The sequence below is a fragment of the Pseudomonas sp. GW822-FHT03F04 genome, assembly GCF_058801405.1.
In genome coordinates this window covers 1-13,091 of record NZ_JBXANF010000005.1, presented here as the reverse complement: position 1 = coordinate 13,091, position 13,091 = coordinate 1, and the positions used below count along the sequence as shown (strand labels likewise).

Sequence of the window (13,091 nt, the reverse complement as noted above, 5' to 3'; positions counted from 1 at the left end):
CGAGCGTGGCTGAACAAGGGCGCATTGCACGCGGATCACGCTCAGGATTTGTCAGAGGGATGATTCATCGATGGCGGCTGAACGGGATGAACTTCGCGCCCACGCAAGGCGGTTGCCACATACCCGCAGGCGCGCCTGGCTCCCGCGTAAATGCCGTGCCAGCCCGGCGGCGCCGGCTCGATGGCGGCATGCAATGCCAGCGCATAATCGAGCACCAGCCCGGGCGTCCAGGCCATCGCCTCGGCGCGCTTGCGCACCTGTGCCGCGACCCAGAATTCAGGACTGATGATGACCCGGGCAAAATCCAGCATGCTCGAATGCCCCCGGTTCATCGCGCCTTCCAGCGCCGCTTCCAGGCTATGCGCGACGGCACTCGAACAGTTGCGGCTGGTGAGGTTGTAGGTGGTGTCCTGCCGATAATCCGCCCAGAACGCCTGAAGCCGTGCGGCATCGTAGTGCCCGAAGCTGACCTGAACCGAGGACGGACACCAGTCGGCAACCTCGCTCGCATAATCCTGCAGAAACCTGCCTGGGACATCGTTGTTCGGTGTGGCCCGCAGCAACCGCACGAAATCCCCCGCCGAACGATCGATGTCGTCCAGCGGGTAATGGCTGATGTAGAGATCCGGCCCACATTCCAGTGCCGCGTGGCCGGCGGAGATGACGCCGTTGATGTCGACTGCGGCGATATAACGGTTGAGCAGCCGGTTGCGCACCAGGGTGTCGTCAACGGTGCCGCTGGGGGTCCAGACATGGATGACCAACGCGTTACCGTAGGCCGGTTTGCACACCGGGGACGGCGTCACCGGCGTATGCCCGTTCTTGAACCGCAATGCCTGCTGCAACAAGGCACAACCCGAGAGAAAGATGCTCATGCCAATGCAGAACGGCACTGTCCCCTTGTAAAGCGTCGGGTACGGTTCGAGGAGGAACAACGCGAAGCCAATCTCGAACAGCGCCACCAGCAGTGACACCTGCCAACCGACAAAGCGCACCACCACCGCAGCCGCCAGGCGAAAACCGCCGTCGAGCAGAAAAGCCACACCGAACAGCACCGCGAGAATCACCCCGGCGACATGTTGCCGGTCGACGATCAGCAGCCCCAGCAGCAGAAAAGCCAGGCCCCGCGCCCTGCGCAAAACCGCCGCGGTGCCAGCTTGCGGGGCCGGCACCAGCAGAATGATCAGGGCTTCGAGCAACAACAGATAGCCGAACACATGCAGCGGGAAATACAGAACGCCGTCCAGCGCATCGATGAAAATGGCCACGCCGGCCGCGCCCCAGACAACGCCGGTCAGCGCCAGTGCTGACCAGCGCCGGCGGACAAAGTCGTTACCGAGCAAGACCATACTCAAACGGACCATAGGCGCCCCCGGGGCGTTTCGGGCAGCCGCACTTTGCAGCCATCAAGCTGAGATCAGTCTAATACATCAAAAAAGAGCCGGATCGTGGTGACACGAACCGGCTCTGTAGGAATGCGGTCTAGAAGTCCCGCTTGTAGAAGATATCCAGCGAACTGGCCACGCCGCTGGCGGCTTCCAGGTAGACCTTTTTGCTCAGCTTGTAGCGCAAGGCGATGGTGTTGGCCGGTTCGAACACACCGACGCCGTAACGCAAGCTGAGCTTCTCGGAAATATTGCCGCTGGCCACCACGCTGGTGGTGTTGCCGCTGCCCTGGGTGTCGAGCTGGAAATCCTGAATCCCCAGGTCCTTGGCCAGACCGCTGGTGACCCCGGAACTTCCCATCAGGCCCAGACCGAGCGCCGCTTGCGCGAGCATGTTGTTGTCCTCGCCGGTGGTGCTCAGCGGGCGCCCCAGCACCAGATAGGACAACGCCTGCTCCTGGCTCATCGCCGGCTCGGAGAAGATCTGCGTGGCAGGCTGCTCGGCGCTGCCGCTCAGGCGAATACCGGCGATCACGTCGTCGGTCTGGCGGATCGCTTCGATGTCCAGATACGGCTGATCGATCGGCCCGGCAAACAGCAGACGCGCGCGGCGCACTGTCAGGCGCTGGCCGTAGGCGCGGTATTTACCGTCGTTGAGCCACAGCTCGCCACGGGTGTCCAGGTTGTCGCCGATGTGCACGTGACCTTGCAGATTGGCGGTCAGGCCGAATCCGGCAAAGCTCAGCTTGTCCTCACCGACCACCACGTCGATGTCCATCTTCATGGCCAGCGGCGGTTTGCCCTCTTCGGTCTGCGCGCCAACGATGATCGTGTCATCGGAGACTTTCACCGTCGATGGCGGCAATTCGCGCACGGTGATTTCGCCTCTGGGCACCAGCACCTTGCCGGCAATCGCCAGCTCATCGCCAGCCATGGAAATTTTCAGGTCCGGCGCCACTTCAAGCTTGGCGTAGGGCTCGACGGTGACCGGCAATTGTGTGCCCTTGAGCGCCAGATCCACCACCAGCGCCTGACCCCAGGCGACGTTGCCACTGAGGCTGCCCTGCCCGGCCTTGCCGCTTTTCCAGCCGCCGTTCAATTGCACGGTTTCCCCGGCGATCACCGCTTGCAGTTGCAGTGCCTGCAATTCCAGCGGCAGTTCCGGGCCGGACACTTCGCCGTCACTGAGTTGCACAGTGCCGTTGACCAGCGGCGCAAGCAATCCGCCGGAAATCGTGCCGCTGCCGTTCAGGCGTCCGGTGAGTTTCTCGACCATCGGCACAAACGGCCGCGCCACCGACAGGTCCAGCCCGCTGAGGCGGAACGAGCCATTCAGCGGTTTGTTCTTCGGCAGCGGATTGAGCTGCGCCTGCACCATCAGTTCACCGAGCTTGCCACCGACGAAGTTGAGGTCGGTGTCGATGCGTTTCGGCGTGAGTTTGCTGGTGAGCTTGAGGGTCTGGTACGGGAAGTCCAGCCACTGATCCTTTTCCTTCATGCGCAAGGTGCCGCCGCTGGCATCGACGCTGATCTGGCCGTTCGGACCGCTGGCCGGCAGGTCCAGTTGCAGGTCGGCATTGAGCTTGCCCTGCCAGGCGAAATCCTTGGGCAACCACTGCGCCAGGCTTTCGATCGGGAACTGCTTGAGGTGATAACGCAGCTTCGGTTCCGGCATCAACCGCTGGTCTTCGCCGCACAGGCTGGCATTGCCGGACATCCAGCAATGGGCGCCGAAGTTGATCTTGCCGTCGGCCAGACGTTCGAGTTTGGCCGGGTTTTGCAGCTTCCAGTCCTGACCGCCGGCCTGAATGTCGCCGCTGGCCAGACGCCCGCGCCAGTTGCCTTTGTCCAGATTGCCGTCCAGGCCCAGCGCGAATTTCAGCTTCGGCCCGAGCAGGTCGAGAGTGAGTTTCTGGCTTTTGATATCGCCCTGAGCACTGGCGGTCAGGGTGCCCAGCGACGTGTCGCCGGCCTGAATGCCGCTGCCCTTGAGATCGATTTTCGCCCGTTGCGCGCTGTCGAGCGTGGCGTCGAGGTTGAGGCTTTGCAGGCGATTGTCCTGGAACACCAGTTGCGAGCCTTGCAAATCGAGCTTGCCTTGCGGTGCTTTCAACGTGCCGGCGACATCGACCCGACCGTTGATCTGCCCGCGCAGCTGCGGCCAGAGCTGGGCCAGACGCGGCAGCTTGATGTCGATCTGCCCGGTGAGCTTCTGTTGCAGGCTGCCCTTGCCATTGATGCTGTTGTCGCCGAGGCGGATTTGCAGGGCATTCAGATTCCACTGCTCGCCCGCGCCGTCAGCCTTGGCTTGCAGCACCGCCGGTTGCCCACGCAGTTTGCCTTTGAGATCGAGGTCGGCGTTGAGGCTCAGGCGCTCGTTCTTCATTTCGCCCGTGCTTTTCAGTGGCCCGGCCAAGGTGCCCGGCAGCTCCGCCATCCAGTACGCCGGGTTGAGCGCGGACAACTCCAGCGCAGTGTCCCAGGCAATGCCGTCGGCGAACTGCACGTTCACATGCCCTTCAGCTTTGCCCTGCCCCGCTTCGAGTTTGAATTGCGGCAGGAAGATCTGTTTGAGATTGCCGCTGAACGGGCTGCTCAGGCTGAACGCCCCCGCCGGGCCATCCAGCGCGGCGGCGAAATTGCCGAGGTATTGGCCGTCGGTGTAGGAGACTTCGCCGGTGAACGTGCGCAAGGCGACTTGCGGCTCGTCGATCTCGGAATAGAGCCGATGCCACGGGAAATCCTGCCAATTGATGTTGGCCTGGGCGCTGAGGCCTTTGCTCCAATCGACATTGCCAGTGAGCTTGAGGCTTTGCTTGTCATTGGCCGTCAGGTCGAGGCCGGCGACTTGCGCACCCTTGGCGTCAACCTTGCCTTTGAGCAACAGCGCTACCGGGCCTTTATCGGCAGGCAACGTCGCATTGCCGAGGAGTTGGTAACCATTTTTCAGGTCGCCTTCGCCGGTCAATACCAGTTGATTGAGTTGCAGAGTGTCCGGCAGGTCGGCGCTCGGTTTGAACGCTTCCGAAGTGATGCGCACCTTGGCCGGCAGGTTTTCCGCCAGCGGTTGCAGCTCGCCGCTCAACTGGCCGTCGAGGTAGCCACGGCTGTCGGCGTGCAGGTTCAGGGTCTTGAGCAGATCGCCGTCGACTTTGAGTGCCAGCGTCCATGGGCCGGTGCCCGGCGACGGTAGGGTCAGATCACCGGCGATGTTTAGCGGCCAGTTACCGGTGGGCTGCAACAGGCCAGACAGATTCAGGCTCAGGTCGTCGCGTTGCAGTTTCACGCTGTCGATCTGCATGCCCTTTGCGGTCCAGTGCGCCGCGAGTTGCAGGCCTTTGAGCTGTTCGCTGCCATTGAACAACAGGCTACCGACCTGCACGTCACCCAGCTCGATGGCCACGGGCAATTGCAGATCCGGCAACTTGATCGGGCCGCTGTCGGTGGTTTCTTCGCCCGGCGGGAATTGCAGAATGACCTGATCGGCCTTGAGCTGTTCGATGCACAGCGTCATGCGTGTCAGGCACAGCGGCGACCATTCGAAAATCGGCTTGCTCAGCTCGACGCGGCTGCCGCCCTGCTGCCACAACAGATGATCGGCGCTCCACTGCCCGCCAAGACGCCCCTGGAAATTATCGACACTCAAACCCGGAACCAGCCCCAACACCCAACGGCTGCCAGCCTGGGTGCCGAGCACAACGGTAATGCTCAATACAATCAGCAGCACCAGCGACAACAACGCCAGCGCCGAAATTTTCAAACCACGCTTCACAGCTCAGGCCCCATGGAAAAGTGCAGCCGGATGCCGCCATCGTCGTCCAGCGCGTGAGCCAGGTCGAGGCGGATCGGCCCCACCGGCGAAACCCAGCGCACACCGATACCGACCCCGGTCTTGAGGTTCGGCAGTTCGAGTTTGTTGAAGGAGTTGCCCTGGTCGACGAAGGTCGCGATCCGCCATTTTTCAGCGATCGAGTATTGATACTCGACGCTGCCGGCAATCATGTAGCGCCCGCCAATGCGGTCGCCCTCGGCGTTTTCCGGGGACAGGCTCTGATAGTCGTAACCGCGCACGCTCTGATCGCCACCGGCGAAGAAGCGCAGCGACGGTGGTACGGATTTATAACCGTTGGTGGCGCTGCCGCCGACCTGCACTCGCCCGAGGAAACGGTGATTGTCGAACACCGTGGTCAGGCCTTTGATCAATGCGGTGCCATATAAAAGGTTGGTGTCCGAAGCCAGACCTTCCTTGGCCACCTTGGATTCAAACGTCAGGCGATAACCATTGTGTGGGTCGATGCGGTTGTCGCTCTTGAGGTAGGAATAGCTGACACCGGGCATCAACAGGTTGCTGAGACCGGAGTCGTCGCCCAGTTGATATTCCTCACGCTGCCATTTCAGCGAAATCACCCGCTGCCAGCCGCTGGGCAACTTGCTGTGCCATTCCGGGCCGAAGGTCAGCAGTTTGCTGAGGGTGTCGGAGCCGTCGATGTTTTCGTACTGATAACCACCGGCCCAGCGCAGTTTGTCGGTCAGCGGTGGGTCCAGCGGAATGTCATAGAACAGTCCGACGTTCTGCCGTGGCGCCGAGAGTTCGGCTTCCCAGCCATAACTGTCGCCTTGCGGGTTGACCCAATGGCGAGTCCAGTTGGCCTTGATTCGCGGGCCGACGTCGGTGGAATAACCGAGACCCAGGCCCATGGTGCGCGGCTTGCGGGTTTCGAGTTTGACGTCCACCGGGATCACGTCGTTTTTCGCGGCGGTCGGTGCGGCGTCGACCCGCACGCCTTCGAAATAACCGCTCGATTGCAGGTCACGATTGAGTTCGGCGATCAGCTCCGAGTCATACGGTTCGCCGGCCTTGAACGGCACCATGCGTTGCAGCAAGTCTTCGTCGAACGGCGTGTCGCCCGCGAAGCTGACTTTACCCAGCGCATAACGCGGGCCGCTTTCATAGATCAATTCAACATCGGCGACCCCGGCGCGGGGATCGACCATCAATTTCTGGCTGGTGAAGCGGCCACTGAAGAAGCCATAGCGCGACGCTTGATTCTGGATCAAGCGCTTGGCGTCTTCGTAACGACCATGGTTGAGCACGGCGCCGGGCTTGAGCACGTCGCTTTTCGGTACACGAAAGGCTTTGAGGGCGGCAGCGGGTCCGTCGACCCGCACGGTGACATTGCGCAGGCGAATCGGCTCGCCGGGATCGATGTTCAGCACCAGGCGCGGTTTTTCGCCGCCCTTCACGTCACTCTCGATGTGCGGCTGGTAGTAGCCCAAAGCCTGGGCGGCCTTGCGCGCCTGCTCTTCGGCGCCGCGACTGAAGCGCTGCAAGGCTTCTTCGTCACGATCGCCGAGGCTGCCGATATAGCCTTCTATATTGGCTTTGAGTTCATCGTTGGACGGTTTGATCCGCACATCCAATTCACTTTGCGCCAGCGCCGCGCAGCTGGTTAACAGCATGAGCACGCCACTGGTAAATCTTCCTGGAAACTTCATAGGCGCGGATGCTATCACGGGCTTGGGAGCGTGATAGAACAGGAAACTTCCCAAAAAGTTCGATGGTTATCCCGTTGCAGTTTGTAACACCTGCGGGTTGGCGTGGAAAAACACGTGCTCGCGCACCGGTCCGACGGCGACTTCACCGATTTCCTCATAGCCCTGACGCTTGTAAAACTCCAGGTAGCGCGGGTTGCCGGTATCGAGGATCACCCCTTGGGAGCTTTCGTCCACCGCGCACCAGTTGTGCACCGCTTGCAGCAGTTGTTCGCCGAAGTGTTTACCCTGAAATTGTGGATGCACGCCCAGCAGCGGCAGCATGTGCACCGAATCGGTCGGCACGCAGGCTTCAACGGCGGCGTGATATTCCAGATAACGCCGGGTGCAGCGAAAACCGGTGCTCAACACCATGCGCAGACGCCAGGCCCAACTCTCGGTGACACCCAGACGTCGTTGCGGCGGTGCGATCAGGGCGATGCCGATCAAGCGATCATTGACCAACAGGCCGATGGCCGGCAGATCCTGCAGGAAATGCTGTTTGACCAGTTCCCGCACCGTGGCGCGCACCCGTTGTTCGTAGCCCGGACGTTCGGCCTCGAACAAATAAGCGAAGGTCGGCTCATGACGGTAAGCCTGATACAGCAAGGATCGCGCTTCACGGGAATAGCCGCGGTCGAGCATGTGGATGTCGGCGATGGCGGTCGAGGTTTCAGGCATGACGGTGATTCTCCCTGGACGGGACTCAACAGGCCCCGTTCTTGTTATACGAGCCTTGGGCTGAAGGGATCGTTCCCACACCCGAAAGACATTAGCAGCGCATATGGACTACCGCCACGCTGGCCCAGATCCTACATGTCAGCTAGCATCGCCCTTTTGCCAGGACTGCCGACCATGAAGATCGTTTCCTTCAACATCAACGGACTGCGGGCCCGCCCGCATCAGCTGGCGGCGCTGATCGAAAAGCATCAGCCGGACGTCATCGGCCTGCAGGAAACCAAGGTCCACGACGACCAGTTCCCGCTGGAAGAAGTGCGGGCCCTGGGTTATCACGTGTATTTCCACGGCCAGAAAGGCCATTACGGCGTTGCCCTGCTCTCGCGCCAGGAGCCGATTGCCGTGCACAAAGGCTTCGCCACCGATGAAGAAGACGCGCAGCGGCGCTTTATCTGGGGCACTTTCGCCGACGCCAACGGCGTGCCGGTGACGATCATGAACGGCTATTTCCCACAGGGCGAAAGCCGCGACCATCCGACCAAATTCCCGGCCAAACAGCGCTTCTACAGCGATCTGCAAGCACTGCTGGAAAGCCAGTTCAACAATGAGCAGCCTCTGGTGGTGATGGGCGACGTGAACATTTCCCCGGAAGACTGCGACATCGGCATCGGCCCGGACAACATGAAGCGCTGGCTGAAAACCGGCAAATGCAGCTTCCTGCCGGAAGAGCGCGAGTGGATGGCCCGCCTGAAGAACTGGGGCCTGACCGACAGCTTCCGTCATCTGAACCCAGATGTTACTGACACCTTCAGCTGGTTCGACTACCGCAGCCGTGGTTTTGAAGACGAGCCGAAGCGTGGTCTGCGCATCGACGTGATTCTGGCGTCCCATGGCTTGCTGCCACGGGTGAAAGCGGCCGGCGTGGACTATGAACTGCGCGGGATGGAAAAGCCTTCGGACCATGCGCCGATCTGGCTTGAATTGAGCTGACCAGCCTGAAGCAGAAGATCACAGCCAGCGGTTGTGATCTTCTGCCTTGTCATCTTTCAGAAACCTCACTGACTTAATCTCCCCGGCAATCCCCTTGGCTGCATTCGGTGCCGGCATGACCCTGCGCGTTCTGTTCGTCTTTCTCCTGAGTGCCTGGCTGCAGGTTTCGGCCGCTGCATTGCCCATTCCCGAGAACGGCCCGGTCCTGCGCATCCAGGGTTCCAACACCATTGGCGCGGCCCTCGGCCCGGCACTGGTGGAAGGTCTGCTGAAAGAACAGGGACTGTCGAAAGTCCACAGCGAAACCCCGGACACCGCCAACGAACAACGGGTCGTCGGCCTGACGGCCCAAGGTAAACGGATCGTGGTGGAAATCGCCGCCCATGGCTCCAGCACCGGTTTCACGGCACTCAAAAGCAACAGCGCCGATCTGGCCGCTTCTTCCCGCCCGATCAAGGACAGCGAACTCGCCAGCCTGCAACCCCTCGGCGACCTGAAAAGCCCCGGCGCCGAGCAAGTCATCGCCATCGATGGCCTGGCGATCATCCTTCACCCCGCCAATCCGCTGAATCAATTGAACACCGAGCAACTGGCGCGCATCTTCAGCGGCGAGGCGAAGACGTGGGAAGAACTCGGCGGCAAGGGTGGGACGATTCATCTGTATGCGCGGGATGATCAGTCCGGGACCTACGACACGTTCAAGGAACTTGTCCTCAGCCGTCGTGGGAAAACTCTGAATAATTCGGCGAAACGTTTCGAGTCGAGCGAGCAATTGTCCGACGCGGTCAGTGCCGATCCGCAAGCCATCGGTTTTATCGGCCTGCCCTATGTGCGCCAGGCCAAAGCCGTGGCGATTGTCGATGGGCAATCCCTTGCGATGCTGCCACTGGCCAGTCTGATTGCCACGGAAGACTATCCACTGTCCCGTCGCCTGTTCTTCTATTTGCCACCCGACAGCCTGAACCCGTGGGCCAGGGCGTTGGTGGACTTTGCGCAAAGCCGTCAGGGCCAGGCGATTGTTGCGGCCAACGGTTTTATCGCCCAGACCGTGCACGCTATCTCGGTTACGCCGAATGCGCTGATGCCCGAGGGTTATCAATCCCTCAGCCGGCACGCCCAGCGTCTGACGGTGAACTTCCGCTTCGAAGAAGGCAGCGCCAGCCTCGACAACAAGGCCCGCCAGGATCTGGCCCGGGTGTTCGACTATATAAAGCACCACGAGAAGACCGACCGTGCAGTGACATTGGTGGGGTTCGGCGACGCCAAGGACGATCCGGCGCGGGCGGATTTGCTGTCGAAGCTGCGGGCGATGGCGGTACGGCGGGAGCTGGTGAAGAACGGCGTGGTGTTGCGCGAGGTGCGCGGATTTGGCGCGCTGATGCCGGTGGCGACCAACAGCGGGGATGAAGGCAGGATCAAGAATCGGCGGGTCGAGGTGTGGGTTTACTGAATCTGATGTCCTGATCGTTCCCACGCCCTGCGTGGGAATGCATACCGTGACGCTCCGCGTCACAGTGGACGCAGAGCGTCCATGGCTGCGTTACCACGCAGAGCGTGGGAACGATCAGGGGTGAAGTGCGGAATCAGCGCTCGCTACGCAGCATTTCCTTCGGCACGTACTTGCCGATCTCGAACTTGCCGATCGCCGCGCGGTGCACTTCGTCCGGGCCGTCGGCCAGGCGCAGAGTGCGCTGCATGGCGTACATGTAGGCCAGCGGGAAATCGTTCGACACCCCAGCCCCGCCATGGATCTGGATCGCCCGGTCGATCACCCGCAACGCGACGTTCGGTGCGACGACCTTGATCTGCGCAATCTCGCTCTTGGCAACCTTGTTACCCACGGTGTCCATCATGTACGCCGCCTTCAGGGTCAGCAGACGTGCCATGTCGATTTCCATCCGCGAGTCGGCGATCTTGTCGACGTTACCGCCCAAACGTGCCAGCGGTTTGCCGAACGCGGTACGGCTCACCGAACGTTTGCACATCAGTTCCAGCGCACGCTCGGCCATGCCGATCGAACGCATGCAGTGGTGAATCCGGCCTGGGCCGAGGCGACCTTGAGCAATTTCGAAGCCGCGTCCTTCACCGAGCAGGACGTTTTCGTACGGCACTCGCACGTTGTCGAACAGCACTTCGGCGTGGCCGTGAGGTGCGTCGTCGTAACCGAACACCGGCAGCGGACGGACGATCTTCACGCCGGGGGTGTCGACCGGCACCAAAATCATCGAGTGCTGGGCGTGGCGCGGAGCGTCAGGGTTGCTCAGGCCCATGAAAATCAGGATCTTGCAGCGCGGATCGCAGGCGCCGGAAGTCCACCATTTCTTGCCGTTGATCACCCACTCATCGCCATCACGCACGGCACGAGCAGCCATGTTGGTGGCGTCGGAGGACGCGACGTCCGGTTCGGTCATGGCAAACGCCGAGCGAATCTCGCCGCGCAGCAGCGGTTCGAGCCAGCGCTGTTTCTGCTCTTCGTTGGCGTAACGCACCAGCACTTCCATGTTGCCGGTGTCCGGCGCCGAGCAGTTGAACGGCTCAGGCCCGAGCAGCGAACGGCCCATGATTTCCGCCAAGGGCGCGTATTCGAGGTTGGTCAGGCCAGCGCCGAGTTCCGACTCAGGCAGAAACAAATTCCACAGCCCTTCAGCTTTCGCCTTGGCCTTGAGCTCTTCCATGATTGCGGTCGGCTGCCAACGGTCGCCCTCGGCAACCTGCCGTTCGAACACGGCTTCGGCCGGGTAAACGTAAGTGTCCATGAACGCGGTCACGCGCTCACGCAGTTCTTGCACCTTGGGCGAATAAGCGAAATCCATGAGCAATTACCTTTTTTCGGCAGGTTGTTTAAGTCATGCAATCGATGCTAGAACAGCGTTGATAATTTACCTAGCCTATTCTCGGCGTGTATAAACATTCATCACCGATATATGATTGGTTGATTTTCCTGGCCGCCCTGACCCGCGCCATCCATCTATAACAAGCATCTATAACAAGAGAGCCGCGTAATGAATCTGAGCAAGGTCGACCTCAACCTTTTCATCGTCTTCGACGCGATCTACACCGAAGCCAACCTGACCCGCGCCGGGCAGATTGTCGGCATTACCCAGCCAGCGGTGTCCAACGCCTTGGCGCGGTTGCGCGAGACCTTCAACGACCCGCTCTTCGTACGCACGGCCCAAGGCATGGTGCCGACGCCCATGGCGCAGAACATCATCGGCCCGGTACGCAACGCGCTGTCGCTGCTGCGGGTGTCGGTTCAGGAAAGCCGCATTTTCAACCCTTCGCAAGCGGTCAAGACTTACCGCATCAGCATGACTGACCTGACGGAAGCGGTGATTCTGCCGCCGCTGTTCCAGCGACTGCGTCGCCTGGCGCCGACGGTGATCATCGAAAGTTTCCTGTCCAAACGCCGGGAAACCACCAAGGAACTGGCCGCCGGGCGCCTCGATTTCGCCGTGGACGCGCCGCTCAATACCGACCCGCAGGTGCGCCACGTCAAGCTGATGGAAGACCGTTACGTCTGCGCGATGCGCAAGGGGCATCCGCTGGCGACCAAGGAAAAATTCACCCTCGACGATTACCTGTCGCTGACCCACATTCATATTTCCAGCCGTCGCAGTGGCCTGGGCCACGTCGATCTGGCGCTGGGCAAAATGGGCATCCAACGCAAGATCGCCCTGCGCTCGCAGCACTATCTGATGGCCTCCCAAGTATTGCAGCAGACCGACATGGTGATGACCGTGCCGGAGCGTTTCGCCCGGCGCCATGACCTGCACGCGTTCAATCTGCCGGTCAACGATGTGCCGCCGGTGGAAACCCATTTGTACTGGCACGAAAGCACCGATCAGGACCCGGCCAACCGCTGGATGCGCGAGCAGATGATCGAGCTGTGCCAGCAAGTGACAGCGCACGAGAAGAAGCTCGACAAGCTGCAGGCGCCCGCCACTTGACGTAAACGTCAACCTGCCATTAGCTTAGCGCCAAGACCTTATTTCGAGCGCTTTCATGAGCAGCCAGACCTACAGCATTTCCGACCTCGCCCGCGAGCTGGACATCACCACCCGGGCGATCCGCTTCTATGAAGAACAAGGCCTGCTCAGCCCCGAGCGTCGAGGCCAGGAACGCATCTATTCGCCGCGCGACAAGGTCAGCCTGAAGCTGATCCTGCGGGGCAAGCGCATCGGTTTTTCCCTGGCCGAGTGCCGCGAGCTGATCGAGCTCTACGACCCTTCCAGCGGTAACACCAAACAACTCAACAGCATGCTGGCGAAAATCAGCGAGCGCCGGGAACAGCTTGAACAGCAATTGCTGGATATCGAACAGATGAAGCTGGAACTCGACACCGCCGAAGAACGCTGTGTGCAGGCGCTGGAGCAGACGCTCAAGAGTCAGCAATCAGTTCAGTAATCCAAATAAATCCCAATGTGGGAGCGGGGGGGGGGGGGGGGGGGGGGGGGGGGGGGGGGGGGGGGGGGGGGGGGGGGGGGGGGGGGGGGGGGGGGGGGGGGG

General features: G+C 61.2%; 9 protein-coding genes. 4 read left to right on the top strand and 5 right to left on the bottom strand.

Annotated features, from left to right (window positions below; all coding sequences use genetic code 11):
* Positions 1-41: 41 nt before the first annotated feature.
* The 4 genes from AC1RMX_RS12455 to AC1RMX_RS12440 all read right to left on the bottom strand — a co-directional run bounded on the left by AC1RMX_RS12455 (position 42) and on the right by AC1RMX_RS12440 (position 7,598).
* Complete coding sequence (locus AC1RMX_RS12455) at positions 42-1,364, bottom strand: hypothetical protein (protein ID WP_493072074.1); 1,323 nt, start codon at positions 1,362-1,364, stop codon at positions 42-44.
* A gap of 118 nt (positions 1,365-1,482) precedes the next feature.
* Positions 1,483-5,157 carry a translocation/assembly module TamB domain-containing protein gene (locus AC1RMX_RS12450; protein ID WP_493072072.1) on the bottom strand — a complete coding sequence of 1,225 codons (3,675 nt, stop codon included), beginning with the start codon at positions 5,155-5,157 and terminating at the stop codon, positions 1,483-1,485.
* Positions 5,154-6,881 (bottom strand): autotransporter assembly complex protein TamA, encoded by a 1,728-nt coding sequence (locus tag AC1RMX_RS12445; protein WP_096822293.1) that lies wholly within the window; start codon positions 6,879-6,881, stop codon positions 5,154-5,156. Before AC1RMX_RS12445 ends, AC1RMX_RS12450 begins: the two co-directional genes overlap by 4 nt.
* 66 nt (positions 6,882-6,947) lie before the next feature.
* Complete coding sequence (locus AC1RMX_RS12440; RefSeq protein ID WP_085732178.1) at positions 6,948-7,598, bottom strand: GNAT family N-acetyltransferase; 651 nt, start codon at positions 7,596-7,598, stop codon at positions 6,948-6,950.
* A 174-nt stretch (positions 7,599-7,772) separates the two neighbouring features.
* Between AC1RMX_RS12440 and xthA the strand changes: the two genes are divergently transcribed.
* Both xthA and AC1RMX_RS12430 read left to right on the top strand, forming a co-directional pair.
* Entirely contained in the window at positions 7,773-8,585 is an 813-nt protein-coding gene (gene xthA / locus AC1RMX_RS12435) for an exodeoxyribonuclease III (RefSeq protein ID WP_096822294.1), read from the top strand.
* Between the two features lie 115 nt (positions 8,586-8,700).
* Entirely contained in the window at positions 8,701-10,035 is a 1,335-nt protein-coding gene (locus tag AC1RMX_RS12430) for a substrate-binding domain-containing protein (protein WP_102621758.1), read from the top strand.
* A gap of 133 nt (positions 10,036-10,168) precedes the next feature.
* Here the strand turns inward: AC1RMX_RS12430 and AC1RMX_RS12425 are convergent, their stop codons facing one another.
* Positions 10,169-11,398 (bottom strand): acyl-CoA dehydrogenase, encoded by a 1,230-nt coding sequence (locus AC1RMX_RS12425; RefSeq protein WP_041075051.1) that lies wholly within the window; start codon positions 11,396-11,398, stop codon positions 10,169-10,171.
* 189 nt (positions 11,399-11,587) lie between these two features.
* On the opposite strand from AC1RMX_RS12425, the gene AC1RMX_RS12420 reads away from it, so the two are divergent.
* Positions 11,588-12,532 carry a LysR family transcriptional regulator gene (locus AC1RMX_RS12420; protein ID WP_011334997.1) on the top strand — a complete coding sequence of 315 codons (945 nt, stop codon included), beginning with the start codon at positions 11,588-11,590 and terminating at the stop codon, positions 12,530-12,532.
* A gap of 55 nt (positions 12,533-12,587) precedes the next feature.
* Positions 12,588-12,989, top strand: a complete 402-nt coding sequence (locus AC1RMX_RS12415) for a MerR family transcriptional regulator (RefSeq protein ID WP_085690041.1) — start codon at positions 12,588-12,590, stop codon at positions 12,987-12,989.
* The last annotated feature ends 102 nt before the right edge of the window (positions 12,990-13,091 follow it).

Excerpts from the sequence above, each read along its gene's own strand:
- AC1RMX_RS12455 (WP_493072074.1), bottom strand. The coding sequence starts at position 1,364 with ATGGTCCGTTTGAGTATGGTCTTGCTCGGTAACGACTTTGTCCGCCGG.
- AC1RMX_RS12445 (WP_096822293.1), bottom strand. The coding sequence starts at position 6,881 with ATGAAGTTTCCAGGAAGATTTACCAGTGGCGTGCTCATGCTGTTAACC.
- AC1RMX_RS12440 (WP_085732178.1), bottom strand. The coding sequence starts at position 7,598 with ATGCCTGAAACCTCGACCGCCATCGCCGACATCCACATGCTCGACCGC.
- xthA (WP_096822294.1), top strand. The coding sequence starts at position 7,773 with ATGAAGATCGTTTCCTTCAACATCAACGGACTGCGGGCCCGCCCGCAT.
- AC1RMX_RS12430 (WP_102621758.1), top strand. The coding sequence starts at position 8,701 with ATGACCCTGCGCGTTCTGTTCGTCTTTCTCCTGAGTGCCTGGCTGCAG.
- AC1RMX_RS12425 (WP_041075051.1), bottom strand. The coding sequence starts at position 11,398 with ATGGATTTCGCTTATTCGCCCAAGGTGCAAGAACTGCGTGAGCGCGTG.
- AC1RMX_RS12420 (WP_011334997.1), top strand. The coding sequence starts at position 11,588 with ATGAATCTGAGCAAGGTCGACCTCAACCTTTTCATCGTCTTCGACGCG.
- AC1RMX_RS12415 (WP_085690041.1), top strand. The coding sequence starts at position 12,588 with ATGAGCAGCCAGACCTACAGCATTTCCGACCTCGCCCGCGAGCTGGAC.